19 protein-coding genes are annotated in these 20,330 nt (G+C 71.7%); 5 read left to right on the plus strand and 14 right to left on the minus strand.

Going from position 1 to position 20,330, the window contains the following annotated elements:
- The coding region (locus AB0B72_RS27110) for a hypothetical protein (protein ID WP_367741813.1) at positions 1–202 on the plus strand (202 nt) is incomplete at its 5' end.
- Positions 203–362: 160 nt separating this feature from the next.
- Positions 363–1,388: a multicopper oxidase domain-containing protein gene (locus tag AB0B72_RS27115; protein ID WP_367741815.1), complete on the plus strand. Its 1,026-nt coding sequence runs from the start codon at positions 363–365 to the stop codon at positions 1,386–1,388.
- Positions 1,389–1,437: 49 nt separating this feature from the next.
- On the opposite strand, the gene AB0B72_RS27120 is transcribed toward AB0B72_RS27115, so the two are convergent.
- Together AB0B72_RS27120 and AB0B72_RS27125 are read right to left on the minus strand one after the other, a co-directional pair.
- Positions 1,438–2,616 carry an ROK family protein gene (locus AB0B72_RS27120; protein WP_367741958.1) on the minus strand — a complete coding sequence of 393 codons (1,179 nt, stop codon included), beginning with the start codon at positions 2,614–2,616 and terminating at the stop codon, positions 1,438–1,440.
- A 193-nt stretch (positions 2,617–2,809) separates the two neighbouring features.
- Complete coding sequence (locus tag AB0B72_RS27125; RefSeq protein WP_367741817.1) at positions 2,810–4,285, minus strand: cryptochrome/photolyase family protein; 1,476 nt, start codon at positions 4,283–4,285, stop codon at positions 2,810–2,812.
- Between the two features lie 99 nt (positions 4,286–4,384).
- On the opposite strand from AB0B72_RS27125, the gene AB0B72_RS27130 reads away from it, so the two are divergent.
- A complete protein-coding gene (locus AB0B72_RS27130) occupies positions 4,385–4,849 on the plus strand; it encodes an Rrf2 family transcriptional regulator (RefSeq protein ID WP_367741819.1) in 465 nt (154 codons plus the stop codon).
- Between the two features lie 7 nt (positions 4,850–4,856).
- Positions 4,857–5,687 carry a DNA-formamidopyrimidine glycosylase family protein gene (locus tag AB0B72_RS27135; protein WP_367741821.1) on the plus strand — a complete coding sequence of 277 codons (831 nt, stop codon included), beginning with the start codon at positions 4,857–4,859 and terminating at the stop codon, positions 5,685–5,687.
- Here the strand turns inward: AB0B72_RS27135 and AB0B72_RS27140 are convergent.
- The 8 genes from AB0B72_RS27140 to AB0B72_RS27175 form a co-directional block, all read right to left on the minus strand.
- Positions 5,684–6,040 carry a helix-turn-helix domain-containing protein gene (locus AB0B72_RS27140; RefSeq protein ID WP_367741822.1) on the minus strand — a complete coding sequence of 119 codons (357 nt, stop codon included), beginning with the start codon at positions 6,038–6,040 and terminating at the stop codon, positions 5,684–5,686. The two genes, AB0B72_RS27135 and AB0B72_RS27140, sit on opposite strands and share 4 nt — an antisense overlap.
- A gap of 253 nt (positions 6,041–6,293) precedes the next feature.
- Positions 6,294–6,788: a CinA family protein gene (locus AB0B72_RS27145; RefSeq protein ID WP_367741823.1), complete on the minus strand. Its 495-nt coding sequence runs from the start codon at positions 6,786–6,788 to the stop codon at positions 6,294–6,296.
- Between the two features lie 7 nt (positions 6,789–6,795).
- A complete protein-coding gene (gene pgsA / locus AB0B72_RS27150) occupies positions 6,796–7,524 on the minus strand; it encodes a CDP-diacylglycerol--glycerol-3-phosphate 3-phosphatidyltransferase (protein ID WP_367741824.1) in 729 nt (242 codons plus the stop codon).
- Positions 7,521–8,933 carry a 30S ribosomal protein S12 methylthiotransferase RimO gene (gene rimO / locus AB0B72_RS27155; protein WP_367741825.1) on the minus strand — a complete coding sequence of 471 codons (1,413 nt, stop codon included), beginning with the start codon at positions 8,931–8,933 and terminating at the stop codon, positions 7,521–7,523. Before rimO ends, pgsA begins: the two co-directional genes overlap by 4 nt.
- 29 nt (positions 8,934–8,962) lie before the next feature.
- Positions 8,963–9,694: a helix-turn-helix domain-containing protein gene (locus tag AB0B72_RS27160; protein ID WP_367741826.1), complete on the minus strand. Its 732-nt coding sequence runs from the start codon at positions 9,692–9,694 to the stop codon at positions 8,963–8,965.
- A 124-nt stretch (positions 9,695–9,818) separates the two neighbouring features.
- On the minus strand, positions 9,819–11,207 hold the full coding sequence (locus AB0B72_RS27165; protein WP_367741827.1) for a cytosine permease: 1,389 nt from the start codon (positions 11,205–11,207) through the stop codon (positions 9,819–9,821).
- Positions 11,204–12,160: an isopenicillin N synthase family dioxygenase gene (locus tag AB0B72_RS27170; RefSeq protein ID WP_367741828.1), complete on the minus strand. Its 957-nt coding sequence runs from the start codon at positions 12,158–12,160 to the stop codon at positions 11,204–11,206. The genes AB0B72_RS27165 and AB0B72_RS27170 overlap by 4 nt, the downstream gene beginning before the upstream one ends.
- Complete coding sequence (locus AB0B72_RS27175) at positions 12,157–12,621, minus strand: nucleoside deaminase (RefSeq protein ID WP_367741829.1); 465 nt, start codon at positions 12,619–12,621, stop codon at positions 12,157–12,159. The genes AB0B72_RS27170 and AB0B72_RS27175 overlap by 4 nt, the downstream gene beginning before the upstream one ends.
- A gap of 94 nt (positions 12,622–12,715) precedes the next feature.
- Between AB0B72_RS27175 and AB0B72_RS27180 the strand changes: the two genes are divergently transcribed.
- Entirely contained in the window at positions 12,716–14,221 is a 1,506-nt protein-coding gene (locus AB0B72_RS27180) for a PucR family transcriptional regulator (RefSeq protein ID WP_367741830.1), read from the plus strand.
- Positions 14,222–14,233: 12 nt separating this feature from the next.
- Here the strand turns inward: AB0B72_RS27180 and AB0B72_RS27185 are convergent, their stop codons facing one another.
- From AB0B72_RS27185 to AB0B72_RS27200, 4 genes are all read right to left on the minus strand, one after another.
- On the minus strand, positions 14,234–16,813 hold the full coding sequence (locus AB0B72_RS27185) for a DNA translocase FtsK 4TM domain-containing protein (protein ID WP_367741831.1): 2,580 nt from the start codon (positions 16,811–16,813) through the stop codon (positions 14,234–14,236).
- A gap of 119 nt (positions 16,814–16,932) precedes the next feature.
- Entirely contained in the window at positions 16,933–17,706 is a 774-nt protein-coding gene (locus AB0B72_RS27190; protein ID WP_367741832.1) for an IclR family transcriptional regulator, read from the minus strand.
- Positions 17,707–17,774: 68 nt separating this feature from the next.
- On the minus strand, positions 17,775–19,055 hold the full coding sequence (locus AB0B72_RS27195) for an enolase C-terminal domain-like protein (RefSeq protein ID WP_367741833.1): 1,281 nt from the start codon (positions 19,053–19,055) through the stop codon (positions 17,775–17,777).
- Positions 19,031–20,317 (minus strand): sugar ABC transporter substrate-binding protein, encoded by a 1,287-nt coding sequence (locus tag AB0B72_RS27200; RefSeq protein WP_367741834.1) that lies wholly within the window; start codon positions 20,315–20,317, stop codon positions 19,031–19,033. The genes AB0B72_RS27195 and AB0B72_RS27200 overlap by 25 nt, the downstream gene beginning before the upstream one ends.
- Between the last annotated feature and the right edge of the window lie 13 nt (positions 20,318–20,330).

Raw genomic sequence — 20,330 nt, forward strand, 5'->3', positions numbered from 1 at the left:
GGCGACCGTGACGCTGACCACCCCGTACGGCTCCAGGACCGTGGCCGACGTGGCCCCGGGCAAGCAGGCCTACCAGTCCTTCAACGCGCGGGCCAAGCAGATCGGCGCGGGCAAGGCCACCGTCACGGGCACCTCGTTCATCAACGGCAAGAAGGTCACCACGTCCTACGAGGCCGACTACACCGCGACCAGCTGCGGCTGACCCGGCTTCGAAGCTCCCTCTTTCCTACGTGAATTCCTCCGGATCGGCACGGCCGCGCCTCGACCTCGACCCCCAGGTCGTATCCGCTGGCTCGCCGTCGGCATCACGGACCACCCCCCGCTCGCCTCGCCCAGGTGAGCGCCGTCCTCGATTGGGAACCATGACCGAGAAAAGCACTGATGTGACGCGACGCCTGCTGTCCCGGCGCGTCTTCGCCACCACCGCGGCGACAGCCGCCGTGATCGCGCCGTTCGCCGTGGCGAGCCAGGCAACCGCGCAATCACCCGAGAAGACCACAGGAAAGACCGCCGGCGAGCCGGGCGACGTCCGCCGCATCACCCTTTACGTGGACAACCTGCCGGACGGTCAGATGGGCTACGGCCTGGAGCCCGGCAAGCCCACGATCCCCGGCCCCCTCATCGAGATGATCGAGGGCGAGATCCTCGAGATCGAGCTGGTCAACAACACGGACGTCACCGCCAGCCTGCACGCGCACGGAGTCGACTATGAAACGACCAGCGACGGCACGCGGATGAACAACAGCGTGGTGGAGCCGGGAGGCCGGTACGTCTACACCTGGCGCACCCACATCCCGGCCGACCGCCCGGACGGCACCGTCGAACCCGGCAGCGCGGGCTACTGGCACTACCACGACCACGTCGTGGGGACCGACCACGGCACGGGCGGCATCCTGCGCGGACTCTACGGGCCACTGGTGGTACGCCGCACAGGCGACATACTCCCCGACAAGACCTTCACCGTCGTCTTCAACGACATGAAGACCAACAACCTCACCCCGGCGCCCGACTTCACCGCCAAGCTCGGCGAGCGGGTGGAGTTCGTCGTCATCGCCCACGGAAACTTCTTCCACACGTTCCACATCCACGGACACCGCTGGGCCGACAACCGCACCGGCATGCTGAAAGGCCCGCAGGACCCGAGCCGGATCATCGACACCAAGACAACAGGGCCCGCCGAGTCGTTCGGCTTCCAGGTCATCGCCGGTGAGCGCGTCGGCCCCGGAATGTGGATGTACCACTGCCACGTGCAGAGCCACTCCGACATGGGAATGGCCGGGATGTTCACGGTGACCGACGCGGACGGGAACGTGCCGGGCCACTCCATGGATGACATGTCAGGCCACTCCATGGATGACATGCCGGGCCACTCCATGAACGGCTCGTAACGGCGACGCCCCCATCCGTCCGAATGGGGGCGTCGGCTGGAAGCACTCCCTATGCCGTGAAGATCTCTTCCCTGGCCTGGTCGAGGGCGGCCAGGACGGCGCCGCGCAGCACCGGGTTGCCCTCCACCCGGCTGGTGACGACCTCGGGGCGGATCGGGCAGATGCGGGCCACGGCCTCCTCGACGCGGGAGGTGAGAGCGGCTCCCCCGGCCTGGCCCACCTCTCCGGCGAGCACCACGAGGCCGGGATCGAGGACCACGCACACCGACGCCACGCCGAGCGCCAGCCGGGAGGCGACCTCGTCGAGGAAGGGCTCCCCCTTCGCACCGGCGGCGACCGCCGCGGTCACGCATCCGGCGGCGCCGGCGCCGCGGAAGCCGTACTCCAGGGCGAGCTCGGTGACCGCCTCTGAGCTGACCAGCGACTGCAGGCCGCCGGCGAGGGAGGGCAGCCGTCCCGGCGTGGCCTTGACGTCCTCGGCGAGGGGGACGCCGGGCACCGGCAGGTACCCGATCTCCCCGGCGCTGCCCGACCGCCCCCGGTGCAGCCGCCCGCCGAGCACGACGGCCAGGCCGATGCCCCGGCCCACCCAGACCAGAACGAAGTCCTCCACCTCCTGGGCGGCGCCCTTCGCCTGCTCGGCGAGTGCGGCCAGGTTCACGTCGTTCTCGATGGTGACGTCGCGGCGCAGGTCCCGCGCCAGGGCCTCGTGGACGCCCTCGTGCCAGTGCGGTAAGTCGAAGGAGAACCGCACGTCGCCGGTGCGCGGATCCACCACCCCGGGCGTGCCGATCACGACGCCGCGCAGCCGTGACAGCGCCACCTTCGCCGAACGGCAGGCCTTCACCACGGCCGTGTGCACCAGGGAGACGGGGTCGTCGTGGTCGTCCGGCGAGGCCGTGACCTCCGCGACGACGTCGCCGTTGATGTCGGCGATCGCCGCGGTGACGGTCTGGGGGCCGACGTCGAGACCCGCGACGTACGCGCAGGAGGCGATCACGCCATAGAGCGCCGCGTTGGGGCCGCGGTTGCCCGCCTGCTCCCCCACGACCTCCACGAGGCCCCGCTCCTCCAGGCGCGCCAGCGTCTGGGACGCCGTGACCTTGGACAACCCCGTCAGCTCGCCGATCTGGCCGCGTGTCAGGGGACCCGAGGCCAGCAGCAGCTCCAGGGCCGCCCGGTCGTTGATCTCCCGGAGCAGCCTGGGCACGCCGGGACGCCGCACCATGCTCCTGCCTTCCATGGCCGCCCCCGTCGCGTTCTCGCGATCCCCGCCCGCGAAATGGTCAGCAAACTTTCCAGCTAGCTTAGCGAGCCCGCGAGGGGAGATCGCCTCCGCCGCGGCTCCTGGCCACGGCGGCGCCCCGGCGCCTGTCTTGGCGTCGCCGGGCTCGGGCGGCGCCCCGGCCTGATGGGAGACGTCACGGGGGCTCGTCGCCGCGCAGGGCCTCCCGCTCGCACACCTCGCCGAGGTCGGGCAGCCTGCGCATGCCGTACACGCTCCGGGCGGTGCGGGGGTTGGCGGCCAGCAGCTCCTCGTTGCGGGCGATGAAGGCCCAGTAACCGGAGGTGAAGGGGCACGCGTCGTCGCCCGTACGGCGTGCCGGGCGGTAGCGGCACCCGCCGCAGAAGTCGCTCATCCGGTTGATGTAGGCCCCGCCGGAGGCGTACGGCTTGGTGGCGAGCCGCCCGCCGTCGGCGTGCTGGGACATCCCCACGACGTTGGGGATCATGACCCAGTCGTAGCCGTCCACGAAGCACCGGTGGAACCACTCCGCCAGCTCGGCCGGGTCGAAGCCCCTCTGCAGGGCGTAGTTGCCGAGCACCATGAGCCGCACGATGTGGTGGGCGTAGCCGTGGTCGCGCACCTGGGCCAGCGCCCACGACAGGCAGCGGGCCTCGACCGCGTCGGCGTCCAGGTCCGCGAACCACCGGGGCAGCGGCGTGCGCGCGCCCAGCGCGTTGGAGTGCCGGTAGTCCGGGCCGAAGTGCCAGTACAGGTGCCAGATGTAGTCGCGCCAGCCGATGAGCTGGCGCACGTAGCCCTCGACGCTCGCGAGCGGCGCCCGGCCGGCGCGGTAGGCGTCCTCGGCGGCGCGCACGCACATCATCGGGTCCAGCAGGCCGAGGTTGATCGCGGGAGACAGCCTGCTGTGCGCCATGTCCGGGTCGGCGGCGAGCATGGCGTCCTGGTACGGGCCGAAGGAGGGCAGCCGGTGCCGCACGAAGTCCCGCAGGGCCGCGGCCGCCTCGGCGCGGGTGGCGGGGTGGGCGCGCGGGGCGTCGCGCCCCGCGAACCTCATCCCGCCGTCGCGCTCCCAGCGGTCGAGGTCGCGACGCACCTCCTCGTCGATCTCGTCCTCCTCCGGCCGCCAGGGGCGGGGAAGGCCGAGGTCGCCGGGGGGCGGCTCGCGGTTCTCCTGGTCGTAGTTCCACCGGCCGCCCGCCGGCTCGTCGCCGTCCATCAGCACGTCGAGGCGCCGCCGGGCGTCGCGGTAGAAGTCCTCCATCAGCAGCCGCCGCCTGCCTCGCCCGACCGTCCAGGCGGCGAACTCCTCCTGGGTGCTGGTGAAGCCCCTGGCGGGCAGCATCGCCACCCCCGGCAGGCCCTGGACGAACGCGACGGCCGCCTGGCTCGTGGGGTGGCACACGGTGAGAGGCCCGGCGACCCGGTCCAGCGCCTCGCGGTAGGTGCCGCTCTGGACGAAGACGGCCCGGTCCCCCAGCTCCGCCGCGCGGTGCCGGAGCGCGGAGAGCACCAGATGCGCCTTCTGCCGGTGGAAACGGCGCCGGCGCAGCACCGACCGGGCCTCGACCAGCACGACGGGCTGGTCGTCGCCGTCCAGGAAGTGATCGCCGAGCTGGTCGGCGAACAGCCATCTCCGGTCGTCTCCCATACTCGATTGTCGGACGGCGGGAGAGTGGGCTCCACAGGTGGGGGCACGTGTTTGACAGAGCCGTCATACCAATGCCAACCAGGCGGGATAATCGACAACATGCGACTTTCTGCCCGCGTCGACTACGCCCTCCGTGCCGCCGCCGAGCTCGCCGCCGCGGGTGAAGGACCCACCACGGTGGGGGAGCTGGCCAAGGGCCAGGAGATGCCCCCCAAATACCTCGAGAACATCCTGCTGCAGATGCGCCGGGCCGGCCTGGTCCGCGGCCAGCGCGGGCCGGAGGGCGGCTACGTCCTCGCGCGGCCCGCCAGCCAGATCTCCCTGGCCGACGTCATCCGCGCGGTCGACGGCCCGCTGGCCAACGTGCGCGGCGAGCGCCCGGAGCACGTGGGCTACCTCGGCGCCGCCCAGGCCCTCCAGCAGGTGTGGATCGCGCTGCGAGCGAGCGAGCGGGCCATCCTGGAGGAGGTCAACCTGGAGCAGATCGCCAAGGGCGAGCTGCCCCCCCGGGTGACCGAGCTGTCCTCCGACCCGTCGGCGTGGGACTCGCACACGCCGGTCTGAGTGCCCCATGCCCGAAGGCGACGCCGTCTACCGGACCGCGAAGCGGCTGAGGAAGGCCCTCGACGGCCGGACGCTCACGCGCAGCGACTTCCGGGTGCCCCGCCACGCCACCGCCGACCTGCGAGGCCGGGAGGTGCTGACCACGCTCTCCCGTGGCAAGCACCTGCTCACCCGGGTGGAGGGCGGCCTCACGGTGCACACGCACCTGCGGATGGACGGCAGCTGGCAGGTGAGCCCCGCAGCCCACGGCGCCGCCCGGAGCACAGCCCAGAGCGCGGGCCGGTACGCCGGCCGGCGGGCCGGGGGCGACGTGGTGCGGCTGATCCTCGCCAACGCCGAGTGGCAGGCGGTCGGGATCAGGCTGGGAATGGTGGACCTGGTGCGGACGGACCGCGAGGATCGGGTCGTCGGGCATCTGGGGCCGGATCTGCTCGGGCCCGACTGGGACCCGGCGCTCGCGGCGCGGAACCTGGCGGCGAACGGCGGGCGCACCATCGGGGAGGCGCTGCTGGACCAGCGCGATCTGGCGGGCATCGGCACGATCTGGCGGGCCGAGACGCTCTTCGCCGCGCGCATGTCGCCCTGGCGGCCGGTGGGCTCGATCCCGCGCGAGGACCTGGAGGCCCTGGCCACGCTGGCGCACGACCTCATGGACGCGAGCAAGGACGCCCCGATGCCGGTCACGACGGGCGACGCCCGCCCGGGGCGCTCACTGCTGGTGTACGGCAGGGCACACCGCCCCTGCCGTCGTTGTGGAACCCTTGTCAGTAGTGGCGATATGGGTGCACAACCGTATGAACGGCTGATCTACTGGTGCCGCTCGTGCCAACCGGCTTAGGCGGCGACCATGTCCTTGACCTCGGGGAAACCGTCGAACTCCGGGCCGGCCGGGACGGTCTCAGCGATGGGAATGCGCTCGTGTTCGGGCATGTCGGCCAGCACCGGGGCGGCCTGCAGCTCGGCGAGCGCGAACTGGTCGGACACCTCCCGCAGGACCTGTGAAAGCGGCACGCCCAGCGCACCGCAGATCGAGGCGAGCAGCTCGGACGAGGCTTCCTTCTGACCGCGTTCCACCTCGGACAGGTATCCGAGTGAGACGCGTGCCAAGGTGGAGACTTCGCGAAGGGTGCGATTCTGCCGCACCCTCAGCCGCCGCAGTACGTCACCGAGCAGCTGACGCAGCAGGATCATGTGTCGCTCCCTCCCCGATGGGGGCGCCTTCACGACGCCTCGCACGGTGGGCTCTTGTCGCCCCTTCTTCGAACGCCCTTCGTACATACTCCTCGCCGTCATCATTGGATCGCTCGGCCCCTTCGCCGGGCGTGCGCCAGACTTGCTCCTCGCCAATGGCTCACGGACCTCACTCACAGCTCCACCGTACCTGTAGAGGGCGACACCGCGGCAGACCGTGGCGAGCATGTTCGCTGGGGACGTAACGCGGTAATCACCCGGAATGTTCCCCCAAATTTGCCTCCAGCACACCTCTCAGCAGGCCCAAAGCCTCCTCGCACGTCTCTCGCCTGATCTTCTCGCGGTCTCCCGTGAGGCTGAGGTCGCGGTGCCAGAGGCGGTCACCGGGCCCGCAGACGGCGATATGGACCGTGCCGACCGGCTTTCCGTCCTGGGGGTCGGGGCCGGCGACGCCGGTGACCGCCAGGCCGTAGTCGGACTTCGTGACGGCGCGCACTCCGGCCGCCATCGCCGCGGCGACGTCCGGATGGACCGCCCCCTCGCGGTCCAGCAGGCCGGACGGCACGTCCAGCAGGCTGGCCTTGAGGTCGGTCGCGTAGGCGACGACGCCGCCGCGGAAGGCGGCCGAGGCCCCCATGGGGACCGTCATCGTGGCGCCGATCAGCCCGCCCGTGAGCGACTCGGCCACCGCCATCGTCGATCCCTGGCGGACCAGCAGCGACAGGATGTGCGCCGCGACGCCCCTCATCGCCCGATCACCCCCCGCCGGGCCGTCGTTCGGCCCGCGCCCTCATGGCGACCTGCCTCAGCCGGACAGCGCGGACCACGTAGTCGAGGCCCGTGACCACCGTGACGATCAGTGCCAGGCCCATGGCGACCCATCTGACCGGCTCGGGCATGGGCGGCAGCATGTAGAACGCGATCGCCGCGATCTGCAGGACCGTCTTGACCTTGCCGCCGTAGCTGGCCGGGATCACCCCGTGCCGGATCACGAGGAACCGCAGCAGCGTGACCCCCGCCTCGCGGGCGAGGATCGTCACGGTGACCCACCAGGGGATCTCGCCGAGGTACGACAGGCTGACCAGCGCCGCGCCGATCAGCGCCTTGTCCGCGATGGGGTCGGCGATCTTGCCGAAGTCGGTGATCAGGCCGTACTTCCTGGCCAGCCAGCCGTCGAGCTGGTCGGTGAGCGACGCGAGCAGGAAGACGCCCAGCGCGGCGATCCGCCAGTTCGTCCCGTCCACGAACAGGAAGGCGGTGAAGACGGGGACGATCGCCAGCCTGGCGATGGTCAGCGCGTTCGCGATGTTCCAGGTGCTCACGCGCGCCACGGCCTGCTGCGCGGCGGAGCCGGGCTGAGGCGGTGGAGCCTGCGGGACCGTCCCGGCAGCGGGCCCGGCGGCCGCGGTCGCGACCGGCGGGGCCAGCGGGCCCTGCACGACCTCGGCCGCCGCCTCCATCTGGGGCTCGCCGCGCTCGGTCATGTGCCGGCCTTGATCCGCGCGATGAGGTCGACCCCCTCGGAGTCGACCGCGACCGCCTGGACGATCTGGCCGGGCACCAGGCCGATCCCCTGGACGGTGACCGAACCGTCCACCTCGGGGCCCTGGTGCGCCGCACGGCCCTCGTAGCCGCCGTCACCGAGGTCCTCCTCGATGAGCACGTCCAGGACGGCGCCGATGCGCTCCTCGGCCCGCTGGGCGGTCAGTTCCTCGGCGAGCTCGGTCAGCGTGGCGACCCGCTCGTCGATCGTGTCCTGGTCGAGCTTGCCGTCGAAGCCGTACGCCTCGGTGCCGTCCTCGTCGGAGTAGCCGAAGACGCCGACGACGTCGAGCCTGGCCTCCTGGATGAAGCCCACCAGCTCGCCGAACTCGGCCTCGGTCTCCCCCGGGAAGCCGACGATGAAGTTGGACCGCACACCAGCCTCGGGGGCCCGCTCACGGATCTGGGCCAGCAGGTCGAGGAAGCGCCGCGGGTCGCCGAAGCGCCGCATCCGCCGCAGCACCGTCCCGCTCGCGTGCTGGAACGACAGGTCGAAGTACGGCGCGACGCCCTCGGTGGCGGCGATCACGTCGAGCAGGCCGGGGCGCAGCTCGGCCGGCTGCAGGTAGCTCACCCGGACCCGCTCGATCCCCTCGGTCGCGGCCAGCTCGGGCAGAAGGCCCTCAAGCGCCCGCAGGTCGCCCAGGTCCTTGCCGTACGACGTGGAGTTCTCGCTGACGAGCACGAGCTCCTTGACGCCCTCTCCGGCGAGCCACCGGGCCTCGGCGAGCAGGTCCTCAGGGCGCCGGGAGACGTACGAGCCGCGGAATGAGGGGATGGCGCAGAACGTGCAGCGGCGGTCGCAGCCGGACGCGAGCTTGAGCGAGGCGACCGGCCCCCCGGTGAGCCGCTTGCGCAACGTCCGCGGCCCGCTGGCCGGCGCGATCCCCTCAGGAAGCCGGTCGCCGGTGCCGTGGCCCGGGATGTGGGCGTGCGCGGCCGACCGGTCGACCGGCGAGATCGGCAGCAGCGTCCGGCGGTCGCGCGGCGAGTGCGGCGCCAGCGGGCGGCCCGCCAGCACGTCGTCGAGACGCTCCCCGATCTCCGTGTAGTCGTCGAAGGAGATCACGGTGGCCTCGGGCAGCGCGTCGGCGAGCTGCCCGCCGTACCGCTCGGCCATGCAGCCCGCCGCCACCACCTTGGCGCCGGAGTCGGCCGCCGCCAGCAGCTGGTCGATCGAGTCCTTCTTCGCCGAGTCGATGAAGCCGCAGGTGTTGACGACGATGACGTCCGGGTCGTCGTCGCCCGTGCGCCACCCGGCGGCCTCGAGCCGCGCGGCCAGCTCTTCGGAGTCGACCTCGTTGCGAGCGCAACCCAGCGTGATCAGCGATACGGTTCGGCGAGAAGACATGATGCGACTACGGTATCGGCAGTCGGTGATTAACGGGGACTCGGGCCACCGGCCGCGAACGTGCGCCGCACCGTCTGCCCGTCCTTGCCCGGGATTCCGAGGTCCTTTCCGTTGACCTCCAGCCGGACGGCCCCCGCGTCACCGAAGACCACCTTCATCCGATTCTTCGCCTTCCAGGTGGTGGTCTTCCCCTCCGTCAGGGTCCCCTGGAACAGCGGGTGGCCCTTGCCGTCCTTGATGTAGATCCAGGACGGCTTCCGCGCGAAGACCTTGAGAACGACGAGGTCCGCCGCGGGCCGGGCGGCCTCCGTGTCCCTGGCCTTCGCGTGGTGCGGGACGCCCACCGGCAGCTTCACCGCCGTCTCGTCGGCCTTGCCGCCGGAGCCCCCGATGAGCCGGACGAGCACGAACACCACGACGAGCGCCAGGGCGACCGCCGCCACCCTCATCCAGTTGGGCGTCCGGCGGCCCTGGCCGCGCAGGGCGGGGTCGATCGCGAAGACCGCGGCCGCCCGCAGCGGCGGCCGCGAGGCGCCGTGCGTCTCGTCGTACTCCCGGACCACCGCCTCCGGCTCCAGGCCGAGCGAGGAGGCGAGGGCCCGGATGTGCCCCCGCGTGTAGAAGTCGCCCCCGCACACCGAGAAGTCGTCCCGCTCGATGCCCTCGATGATCGCTTCACGGATCCGCGTGCGGTCACTGAGCTGAGCGACGCTCAGCTGAGCCCGCTGCCGTGCCTCCGACAATGCAGCGCCAACGCTCATTTGGTCAGGCCCCCCTGTCCGAGCTTCCGCTCGTCCCACATTGCGTAGTTAGTCACATTCAATCAGTAACTGACTACGAACGGTACCCGGGGGCCCACTCAGAGCGACGGAGAATCCGGGAGGCCTAGCGGCGCAGGGGTTTCAGCGCCAGGTAGAGAGCGGCTGAGATCACGAAGCCCACCTCGAAGGCGATGTCGCCGACCTGGGGAACCCGCGCGGGGACCAGCCCGACATACTGCTCCTGGTTGGAGAACAGCCAGACCGACAGCACCACGCCGACGACCATCGCGATCGGCCCCGCCCAGTTGGCGTGCCGCCGGTCGAACATCAGCGGCTCGGCCTCCCGGATGTCGCGGCCCCGCCGCAGCCACATGTCGGTCAGCACGACCCCCAGCCAGGGCCCGATCCAGTACGCGATGACCAGGAGGAACGCCTCGTACTTGTGACCGGCGTCATCGAGGCCCGACAGGGCGACGAGGAAGCCCGCCACGCCGCAGGCGAGCGCCGTGATCGCCCTGCGCATGGTCAGCGGCAGCCGTACGCCGAGGGCGAGCAGGGACATCGCGCCCGAGTAGACGTTGAGCGCGTTGGCCGAGACGGCGCCGAGCGCGATCGCGAGCAGCGTGAAGTCGGCCACCAGCGTGGGCAGATGCCCGGTGAACGCGGACGTGGGCTGCCCGAGGGCGTCGCCGCCCGCGATGGTCACCGAGGCCGCGCCCACGACTTCCAGGATCACGCAGGACACGAAGACGCCCAGGCCGGCCGACAGGCCCACGGCCCGCTTGCTCGCGTCCGGCGGCAGGTAGCGGGTGTAGTCGGCGGCGTACGGGTTCCACCCGGCGGCGTAGCCGAAGGTGGCGCCCACGGTGAGCAGGAAGCCGCCGAGGCCGCCGCCGGTCCCGGCGAACCCCGGCTGCGCCTTGGACAGGATGATGACCGACGCGACCGCGAAGATCACCGCCAGCACCGGGAACGCGTACCGTTCGAAAGCCTGCACGAGGTTGTGCCCGAAGAAGCCGAGCGCGACCATGACGGCGACCACGATGAGCAGGCAGGCCCAGCCCGGCAGCCCGGTCAGGGTGTTCAGCGCGAGCGCTCCGCTGACGCTGTTGACGGCGAACCAGCCGACCCCCGCCGCGACCGAGTTGAACGCCGACGGGATGACGTTGCCCCAGTAGCCGAACGGGAGCCTGCCGAGGACCATCTGCGGCAGGCCCGCCGACGGCCCCCGCGCCGACAGCACGCCGTGCGCGACCGCGCCGAGGCCGGTGCCCAGGACCACCGCGAGGACCGCCTGCCAGAAGCCGAGGCCGAACGCCCCGACGGCGAGCACCCCCAGGAAGATCGTCGCGAATTCCAGGTTGGGGGAGGTCCACGTCCAGAAGAGCTGGCGCGGCCTGCCGTGGCGCTCGCCGAGGGGGATGAACTCGATGCCGCCGGGCTCCACCGCGGCGACCTTGTCGCCGTACCGGCCCTCGCGTACGGCGACGTCGGGGGGTTCCAGAACTGTCATAGCGTGATCGCCTTCAGCTTGTCGAGGAGGTAGTCGGACGCGCGTACGGGCTCGTAGGAGACCCGCCCGATCGGCGGGCCGAGGGACTCGACCTCGGCGAGCGGGTTGCACTCGTAGAAGTAGATGAGGGAGATCAGCTCCTCGTCGGGAGCCGAGGGATCGGGCGGCAGCACCCGGTGCCGCGTCGAGCGCCAGCGGTCGCCGGTCCAGCGGGCCAGCAGGTCCCCGATGTTGATCGTGAAGGAGCCGGGCACGAACGGGGCGTCGATCCACTCCCCGTCCAGCGTGAACACCTGAAGGCCGCCGACGCCCATCTGGCGGTCGAGCACGGTGACGGTGCCGAAGTCGGTGTGCGGGCCGATCCGGAACTGGCCCGGCTCCGGCTCCCCCACCTGCGACAACGGCGGATAACGGTTGATGTTCATCGTGTACGAGGGGTGGTCGGCCCGGGACGTGAAGAAGTCGCTCTCGACGCCGAGGGCGGCCGCGCAGATCACCAGCAGCTCGTCGGCGAGCGCCCGCATCCGGGCGAGGTAGCCGGTGAGCAGCGGCTCCAGCTCGGGGACCTCGGAGGGCCACACGTTCGCCGGGAACCACTCGGCGTCGATCTCCGGATGGCCGATCGGCAGGTCCGCGCCGACCGCGAAGGTCTCCTTGAGGTCGGGCGGCGTCGGGGTGCCCTCGGCGTAGCCGTTGGCCTCGACGCCCGGTGGCAGCCAGCCCCGCTCCCCCACCGTCGCGGCGTACCGGTCCTTGACCTGCGGCGGCAGCGCGAAGAACCGCCTCGCCGCCGCGCGCACCTCCTCCCGCAGAGCCTCGGGCACACCGTGCCCGGTGACCAGCAGGAAGCCGACCTCACGCAGCGCCGCGTCGACCCGCGCGGCCACCTCCGCCCGGCCGGCCGCGCCTGCTTCGAACCACGGGGCGAGATCGACCACTGGCACGGATCTCATGCCTCATCTCCAATGTCCTCGTTCCACACGGACGGCTTCGCGGCGATGAACCCGGTCATGAGCTCCACGCACTCGGCCGAGTCGAGCACCAGGACGTCCACGCCGTGCTCGGACAGCCAGTCGTGCTGGCCCATGAACGTGCGGCACTCGCCGACGACCAGCCGCGGGATGCCGAACTGGCGGATCAGGCCGCTGCAGTACCAGCACGGCGACAGCGTCGTCACCATGATCGTGTCGCGGTAGCCCCCCGGCCGGCGGCCGGCGTTCCTGAAGGCGGCCGTCTCGCCGTGGAGCGACGGGTCGCCGTCCTGCACGCGTCGGTTGCGCCCACGGCCGAGCAGCCGGCCGTCCGCCGAGAACAGCGCCGCCCCGATCGGGACGCCCCCCTCCGCGTACCCCGCCCTGGCCTCTTCCAGCGCCACCTCGAGCATCGTGACGGCGCTGACAACGTCGCTGGTCATGCGCTCACTATCTCGCCGGGGAGGGTCTTCGGGAACGGGCAGAACGTCCGTACTATGGCCACCTCAGACGGACAATCCGTACAGGGGTGCGCCGATGCCGCTGACGTTGCGCGAGCTGCTCTCCTTCGACGTGCTGAGGGAGGCCCGGCCCGAGATCCTCGCCGGGGACGCGGCACTGGACCGGGTGGTCCGCTGGGTGCACTCCAGCGAGATCTACGAGATCGGGCCGCTGCTCACCGGCGGGGAGCTGCTGCTGACGACCGGGCTCGGGCTGGCCGGCACGGACGCCGGGGCGCGCCGCCACTACCTCAGGGAGATCGCCGGGCGAGGGGTGGCGGGGGTCGCGCTGGAGCTGGGCCGCACGTTCCCCGAGACGCCGCGCGAGCTGGTCGAGGAGGCCCGCAGGCAGGAGCTGCCGTTCATCGCGCTGCACGCGGTCGTGCCGTTCATCCGGATCACCGAGCACGTCAACACGCTCATCGTCGACTACGCGGGGCGGCGGCTGCGGCTGGGCGACTCGGCCACCCGTGCGCTCAACGAGGCCCTCATAGCCGGGGCCGGAGTCTCCGGCGTCCTCGCCACCGGCGCGGAGGTCGTCGGCGCCCCGCTGATGCTGCTGTCGAACAGCGGCGCGCTGGTGGCCGCGCACGGCGTGGACGGCGACAGGGACGCCTGGCGCGCCGCCGAGCGGGGCGCCTGCGACTGCCCGGTCACCCTGCACGGGCAGCCCTGGGGGCGCCTGGTCGCCGGGCCCGGGTCCGCGCTGCGCGAGGAGGACCTGGCGACGGCGCTCGAACGGACGGCGGTCGCCCTCGCCCTGGCGATGCTCCGCACCGGCAGCCCGCCCAGCGAGCGCGACCATCAGGCCTCCGCCCTGCTGCGCGACCTGATCGAGGGCGCTGCCGAGGCCGACTCGCCGGTCCGCGCGGTGATCGCCGGTTTCCACCCCGGGCCCGGCCACCTCCTCGTCGGCGTGGCGGTGGACTCGCTGGAGACCGCGCCGGCGCTGGCCGTCATCGACCGGGCGGCCCACATCCTCCACACCACGGCCCTGCGCGGCCGGGTGTCGGGGCTGGTGCTGGGCGTGCTCGCCGTGCCGAGGGCCGTCGCCGACGCGGTCGGCGCGGCGTCCCAGGCGCTGGAGGAGGCTCTGAAGCGGCTGAGCGCGCCGCAGATCCGGGTCGCGGTGGGGCACCCGGCGTCCGACCTCGGCGAGCTGGGCGGCTCGCTGCGCGACGCCCGGGCCGCCCTCGGGCTCCGCCAGGGCACCCGCCTGGTCACCACCCGCGCGCTCACCCTGGAGCTGGAGCTGGTCAGGCAGGGGGACGGCAGGCACGCGGCGGAGGTGGCCCGCCGGACCATCGGCCCGCTGCTCGACTGGGACGCCGCCCACCGCACCGACCTGGCCGGCACGCTGGAGGTCTTCCTGCTGCACGGATGCAGCGCGACCCGGGCGTCCGCCGTGCTCCACCTCGGCCGCCAGTCGTTCTACCAGAGGCTGCAGCGGATCGAGGCGCTGCTGGGCTACCCGGTGACCGAGCCGGACGTCCACGCGGCGCTGCTGCTCGCCACCGCGGCCCACCGAGTCTCCTCCCGCTGACCGGCGCTGGGATCAGCCGCCGCGCAGGTCGGCCAGCAGGCCGGGCAGCTCGTCGGGCTTGACCAGCACCTCGCGGGCCTTGGAGCCCTCGCTCGGCCCGACCACCTGGCGGCTCTCCAGCAGGTCCATCAGCCGCCCGGCCTTGGCGAAGCCCACCCGCAGCTTGCGCTGGAGCATCGAGGTCGAGCCGAACTGCGTCGACACGATCAGCTCGGCGGCCTGGATCATCAGGTCGAGGTCGTCGCCGATCTCCTCGTCGACCTCCCGCTTGGCGGCGGCGGGTGCGGCGACGTCCTCGCGGTACTCGGCCTGCATCTGGGCCTTGCAGTGCGCGACCAGCTCCGCGATCTCCTTCTCGGAGATGAACGCGTTCTGCAGGCGCATCGGCTTGCTCGCGCCCATCGGCAGGAACAGCGCGTCGCCCTGCCCCACCAGCTTCTCGGCGCCCGGCTGGTCGAGGATGACCCGGGAGTCGGCCAGCGACGAGGTCGCGAACGCCAGCCGGGACGGCACGTTCGCCTTGATGAGGCCGGTCACGACGTCGACGGACGGCCGCTGCGTGGCGATGACCAGGTGGATTCCGGCGGCCCGGGCGAGCTGGGTGATGCGGACGATGGAGTCCTCCACGTCGCGCGGCGCGACCATCATCAGGTCGGCCAGCTCGTCGACGATCACCAGCAGGTACGGGTACGGCTGGTAGACGCGCTCACTCCCGGGCGGGGGCACCAGCTTCCCCGCGCGTACGGCCTTGTTGAAGTCGTCCACGTGGCGGAAGCCGCTGGCCGCCAGGTCGTCGTAGCGGCGGTCCATCTCCCCCACGACCCATTCGAGGGCCTCGGCGGCCTTCTTCGGGTTCGTGATGATCGGGGTGATCAGGTGGGGGATGCCCTCGTAGGTGTTGAGCTCGACCCGCTTGGGGTCCACGAGCACCATGCGGACCTCGTCGGGCGTGGCCCGCAGGAGGATCGAGGAGATCAGCCCGTTGATGCAGGTCGACTTGCCCGCGCCGGTGGCGCCGGCGATCAGTATGTGCGGCATCTTGGCCAGGTTGGCCACTATCGTGCGGCCTTCGACGTCCTTGCCGAGGCCCACGATCATCGGGTGGTGGTCGGCCTGCGCCACCTGCGACCGCAGGACGTCGCCGAGGGAGACCAGGTCCTTGTCGGTGTTCGGGATCTCCACCCCGATCGCCGACTTCCCGGGGATCGGGGACAGGATCCGCACGTCGGCCGACTTCACGGCGTAGGCGATGTTCCTGGTCAGCGCGGTGACCTTCTCCACCTTCACCGCCGGGCCGAGCTCGATCTCGTAGCGCGTCACCGTCGGGCCCCGGGTGAACCCGATCACCTGCGCGTCGATGCCGAACTGCTCCAGCACGCTGGTCAGCGCGTTCACCACGATCGTGTTCGCCTTGGTCTGCGGCTTGGGCGCGGTGCCCGGCCGCAGCACGTTCAGGTCGGGCAGCGTGTACGGCCCGGACTGCGCGGACAGCACGAGCTGCTCGACCTTGCGCGGCGCCGGGGTGGGCAGCGGCGGCTGGAGGGGCCCCTTGGACGGCGCCTCCGCCGGGTCCGGCACCGGCGCGTCGAGCACCGCGTCCGGGTCGCCCGGGAGGTCGTCCACCAGGCCGGGAACGATCTCCGGCGAGTGGTCCTTCTCCGACAGGACGGGCGTGTCGTACGGCTTGACGTGGTCGCCGACCTCGCGGCCGTCCGCGCCGTCCTTCTTCTTCGGCCGCTTCCTGAGCGGGCTCTTCTGCGGCGCGGCGGCGCCCTGCCCCTCCTCCGGCCGCTGGAACAGCATCTGCCTGATCTCGGCGAAGCGCTCGGGGATCCGGTGGACCGGGGTCGCGGTGATGACCAGCAGGCCGAACCCGGAAAGCAGCAGGAGCAGCGGGATCGTGATGAACGCCGGCAGGATGCTCGACGGCGGCGCGGAGACGATGAACCCGACCATCCCGCCGGCCGCCGACACGGCGGTCATGCCGTCGTTCGGCCCGCCCGACGGGTACGGCGTGCCGTGCGCCACGTGGACGACTCCGAGGAGGCCGGCGAGCAGCGCGGTCCAGCCGATGCCCATGCGGCCGGTCTCGGCGTTCTCGTCGGGATGCCGCAGCAGCCGCCAGGCCAGCAGCCCGAGGAACACGGGGACGGCCCAGGTCAGCGACCCGACCGTGCCGCGCACCACGGCGTCGACGAACTGGGCCACGCCGGTCTTGGTCTCCCGCCAGGTCATGGCGGCGAGCACGATGCCGCCCGCGAGGACCGACAGGCCGATCCCATCGCGGCGGTGCACCGGGTCGAGGTCGCGCGCGCCCTGGCCGAGGGCGCGTGCCGCTCCCCCGATGCCGTGCGCGAGCAGCAGCCACAGGCCGATGACCAGCTTGCCGATCATCAGGAAGACCCAGCTGATCGGATCCTGGCCGGTCGCGACGGGACGCCTGGCGGGACGCCCGGCGGAACGTCCGGAGGCAGGCCGGGGAGTCGCCCTGCCCCGGGAGCCCGCGGGGGGGCGCTTCGCGGATGCCGGACGGGACCCGGAGCGCGGCGTCGGGCGCTTACCGGACCCCGATCCGGACGTACGGGTGGCCATGATGGCGAAGTTACCCCGGAGGCGGGCCGAAATGGGGTAGGCACGCCGGAGCCGCCCATACCCCGCCCGTACGCCACAGGCCGGCGGGCGTGTTCAGTAGGCGTGTTCAGTAGGTGTGCTCAGTAGGCGCGGCGTGACCGCATCGCCGACCGCTCGACCCGGTCCCTGGCCTCCAGGAGGCAGGCGGCGATGTCCCTCTCCCGCTCGGGCGTGAGCCGCGGGATCGGCACCGAGCAGCTGATGGCGTCGCGGGGCGGGTCGCTGATGTGCACGGCGACGCCGAAGCAGCGCAGCCCCTCGGTGTTCTCCTCGCGGTCGACGGCGTAGCCGCGCTTGCGCACCCGCCGCAGGTCGACGAGGAGCTGGTCGGCGTCCACGATCGTGTGCCGGGTCAGCGAGGGCAGCTCGGGGGGCAGCAGTGCCCGCACCTCCTGCTCGTCCCGCGTGGCCAGGATCGCCTTGCCGAGGGAGGTGGTGCTGGCCGGCAGCCGTCGGCCCACCCGGGAGAACGGCCGCAGGTAGTGGCGGGAGGCCCGGGTGGCCAGGTAGACGACGTCGAAGTGGTCGAGCCGCGCGAGGTGGACGGTCTCCCCTGTGGCCTCGGCCAGCCAGTCGAGGGCGTCGTGGGCGAGCTGCACCACGGGGTCGCCGTCGATGTAGGTGGCGCCGACGAGCAGGGCCCGCATGCCGATCCGGTAGAGCGTCCCGGTGACGTCGGTCTCGATCCAGCCGAGGTCGACGAGGGTGCGCAACAGTGCGTGCAGGCTGCTCTTGGGATAGCCGAGCTTGCCCTGCAGGTCGGTGAGGCTGTGCAGCCCGGGATACTGCGCGAAGAAGTCGAGCAGCTCGACCGTCCGCAGTGCCGACTTCACGTGCGGCACGGGTTCCGCCATGGTGTTACCTCCCTGACCCGCCTGTTCCGCCTCCTATTGTGAGCCGGTTTCCCTCTGGGCAGCCGCTCCTATTGTGGACCTGTTTCCCAGGTGGCGGCCGTCCGGGCGGCGATGTAGTCGTGATCGAGATCGTCGCCCAGGCCCGGCCGCTCCGGCATCGCGACCATGCCGCCGGCCAGCGGGTCCACGATGGACCGCAGATGCGGCGGCGGGGTGTCGTAGTCGGAGTGCGGGTGCAGCAGGCCGCGCTCGTACCAGTGACCGCACCGGGTGGCGCCGATCACCGCGAGCGCGCCCGGCCCGTTGCCGTGGATCTCGCACTCCATGCCGAACGACTCGGCCAGATGGACGGCCTTGAGCGCCGGGATGATCCCTCCGGAGCCGACGACGCCGACGCGCAGGATGTCGCACGCCCCCGCGGCCACCCACTCCGCGCGGGCCATGTGCTTGCCCCAGGAGGTCTCCGGGCCGAGGATCGGCGTCCGCAGCTGGTCGGCGAGCCACCGGTACGACTGCACCGACGCCTCCTCCATCGGCTCCTCGTACCAGGCGAAGGCGAGCTCGTCGAGCGCGCGGCCCAGTGTGAGCGCCTCGGAGCGCGAGTACCAGTGGTTGCTGTCGAGCATGAGCGCGACGTCCGGGCCGACCGCCTCGCGGACCGCCGCGCAGGCCTCGATGTCGCGGGCCACGCCGTACGGCATGGGCGGCATCCAGGTGTGCAGCTTGATGGCGCGGTAGCCGCGCGACACCAGCTCCTTGGCGAACGCGGCGTAGTCCTCGGCGGTGGCGAGACCGCCCGGGATGTCGTCGCCGCACATGGTGCTCGCGTACGCGGGCACCCGCGACCGGGCGCCGCCGAGCAGCTTCCACACGGGCACGCCGAACCTGCGCCCGGCGAGGTCGTGCAACGCCTGGTCGGCCGCGCTGAGCGCGCGGTCGGACAGGTTGCCCTGGGCGCCGCGCTGGCGGCGGGCGATCGCGTGCCAGAGGCGCTCACGGTCGAGGGCGTCCTCGCCCAGCAGCGCCGGGCCGATGTGCCCCCTGATCACGGTCTCCCGGACGGTGTCCGGCTGGGTGAGGCAGTGGCCGCTCGCCCCGTCGCTGTCGGTGACCGTGAGCAGGGCCTCCTGGACCTGTCTCGGCGGGCCGGGGTGCCGGTGCCCGTGCCCGTCCACCACCGACCTGGTGACCGTGGTGAAGACCGTGACGCTGACGCGTTCGACGACCGCCATCGGCTCGTCCCTTCTGCTGTCCGCCCGCTGCCGGGCCGCCGTCCGGGAGGGCCGGTGCGAGGTCAGGAACGCACCGGCCCGGTCCGGGGAGGTCAGCCGCCGTGCGCCTTCTTCCACTCGGCCTGCGCGTCGGTCAGCTTCTGCGCCAGGGTGTCGAGGAACTCCTGGGGCTTCATCTGGCCGAGCAGCACCTTCTGGAAGAGCGGCTCGGTGTCGGCCTTGGTGATGGAGGAGAACTGCGGCAGGTAGTAGGGCGGCGAAACCACGGCGGTGGCGGGGTCGTTGAGGGTCTCCACGGCCGTCTTCAGGTGCGGCAGCCCGGACACCCACGAGTCGTTCTGGGCGTCGGTGTTGGCCGGGATCTGGCCCGTCTTGGAGTTCCAGAAGCTGTTGCTCTCCTGGGAGACCAGGAACTCGACGAACTTCCAGGCGGCGTCCTTGTGCTCGCTGCTCTTGAAGACGGCGAAGCCGTCGACCGGGTTGGCGACCACCGTGTGCTTGCCGGTGGGGCCGGGCGGCAGCGCGAACGCGCCGATCTTGTCGGCGCCGTGCGCCTCGACGTGGTCGTTGTACGAGCCCAGGTTGTGGTGCATCATCGCGATCTTCCCGGTGCCGAACTGGGCGACCATCTTCGGGAAGTCGTTGGTCACGTCGGCCTCGGGCGTGTCCTTCTTGTACAGCCCGGCCATCCTGGTGAGGAACTCGACGTTCTTCGGGTCGTTGACCGTGCTCTTGCCCGTGGAGTCGAAGAACTCGGTGAGCCCGGAGTAGGAGTACATCTCCGCCAGGATCTGGAAGATGGAGCCCGCCCCGCCGCGGATCGTGTAGCCGTACTCGTCGGGGGCCTTGGTGAGGCTGTCGGCGTCGGTGAAGAACTCGTCCCAGCTCTTCGGCGGCTCCTTGAGCTTGTCCTTGAGGTACCAGATGACGTCCATGTTGGAGGTGTTCGGCACGACGTAGAGCTTGCCGTCGGGCACGGTCTTGCGTACCGAGTCGAGCATGGGCGTGGCGAGCTTGCCGTTCACCGCGCTCTTGCCCAGCCAGTCGTCGGCCGGTTCGAGGGCCTGCTGGCCCACCAGGTTCGCCAGGTAGGAGGTCGTCACCCCGCCGACGTCGGGGGTGTCCCCGCCCGCGATGGCCGTGTCGTACTTCTGCTGCACCGAGGCGATCGGCACTCCGACGTACTCGACGTGGATCGAGGGGTTGGCCTTCTCGAACCGCTTGATCAGCTCCTGGTAGATCGGGGTGCGGGTGCCCCCGTTGTTGTCCCAGAACGTGATCGTGGTCTTGCCGGACTCCTCCGATCCGGAGCCCGATCCGCAGCCGGCGGCGGCCAGGGCGAGGGCGGCGAGCGCCGCCCCGGCCATTCTCATCTTCATGGGTTCCTCCTGG

Origin of the sequence: Microbispora sp. NPDC049125, from assembly GCF_040802045.1 — a bacterium.
Taxonomy (GTDB): domain Bacteria; phylum Actinomycetota; class Actinomycetes; order Streptosporangiales; family Streptosporangiaceae; genus Microbispora.

Excerpts from the sequence above, each read along its gene's own strand:
- AB0B72_RS27175 (WP_367741829.1), bottom strand. The coding sequence starts at position 12,621 with ATGACCAGCGACGTTGTCAGCGCCGTCACGATGCTCGAGGTGGCGCTG.
- AB0B72_RS27170 (WP_367741828.1), bottom strand. The coding sequence starts at position 12,160 with ATGAGATCCGTGCCAGTGGTCGATCTCGCCCCGTGGTTCGAAGCAGGC.
- AB0B72_RS27145 (WP_367741823.1), bottom strand. The coding sequence starts at position 6,788 with ATGAGGGGCGTCGCGGCGCACATCCTGTCGCTGCTGGTCCGCCAGGGA.
- AB0B72_RS27160 (WP_367741826.1), bottom strand. The coding sequence starts at position 9,694 with ATGAGCGTTGGCGCTGCATTGTCGGAGGCACGGCAGCGGGCTCAGCTG.
- AB0B72_RS27130 (WP_367741819.1), top strand. The coding sequence starts at position 4,385 with ATGCGACTTTCTGCCCGCGTCGACTACGCCCTCCGTGCCGCCGCCGAG.
- AB0B72_RS27140 (WP_367741822.1), bottom strand. The coding sequence starts at position 6,040 with ATGATCCTGCTGCGTCAGCTGCTCGGTGACGTACTGCGGCGGCTGAGG.
- AB0B72_RS27120 (WP_367741958.1), bottom strand. The coding sequence starts at position 2,616 with ATGGTGCGGCGTCCCGGCGTGCCCAGGCTGCTCCGGGAGATCAACGAC.
- AB0B72_RS27180 (WP_367741830.1), top strand. The coding sequence starts at position 12,716 with ATGCCGCTGACGTTGCGCGAGCTGCTCTCCTTCGACGTGCTGAGGGAG.
- rimO (WP_367741825.1), bottom strand. The coding sequence starts at position 8,933 with ATGTCTTCTCGCCGAACCGTATCGCTGATCACGCTGGGTTGCGCTCGC.
- AB0B72_RS27165 (WP_367741827.1), bottom strand. The coding sequence starts at position 11,207 with ATGACAGTTCTGGAACCCCCCGACGTCGCCGTACGCGAGGGCCGGTAC.
- AB0B72_RS27200 (WP_367741834.1), bottom strand. The coding sequence starts at position 20,317 with ATGAAGATGAGAATGGCCGGGGCGGCGCTCGCCGCCCTCGCCCTGGCC.
- AB0B72_RS27185 (WP_367741831.1), bottom strand. The coding sequence starts at position 16,813 with ATGGCCACCCGTACGTCCGGATCGGGGTCCGGTAAGCGCCCGACGCCG.
- AB0B72_RS27115 (WP_367741815.1), top strand. The coding sequence starts at position 363 with ATGACCGAGAAAAGCACTGATGTGACGCGACGCCTGCTGTCCCGGCGC.
- AB0B72_RS27190 (WP_367741832.1), bottom strand. The coding sequence starts at position 17,706 with ATGGCGGAACCCGTGCCGCACGTGAAGTCGGCACTGCGGACGGTCGAG.
- AB0B72_RS27135 (WP_367741821.1), top strand. The coding sequence starts at position 4,857 with ATGCCCGAAGGCGACGCCGTCTACCGGACCGCGAAGCGGCTGAGGAAG.
- AB0B72_RS27125 (WP_367741817.1), bottom strand. The coding sequence starts at position 4,285 with ATGGGAGACGACCGGAGATGGCTGTTCGCCGACCAGCTCGGCGATCAC.
- pgsA (WP_367741824.1), bottom strand. The coding sequence starts at position 7,524 with ATGACCGAGCGCGGCGAGCCCCAGATGGAGGCGGCGGCCGAGGTCGTG.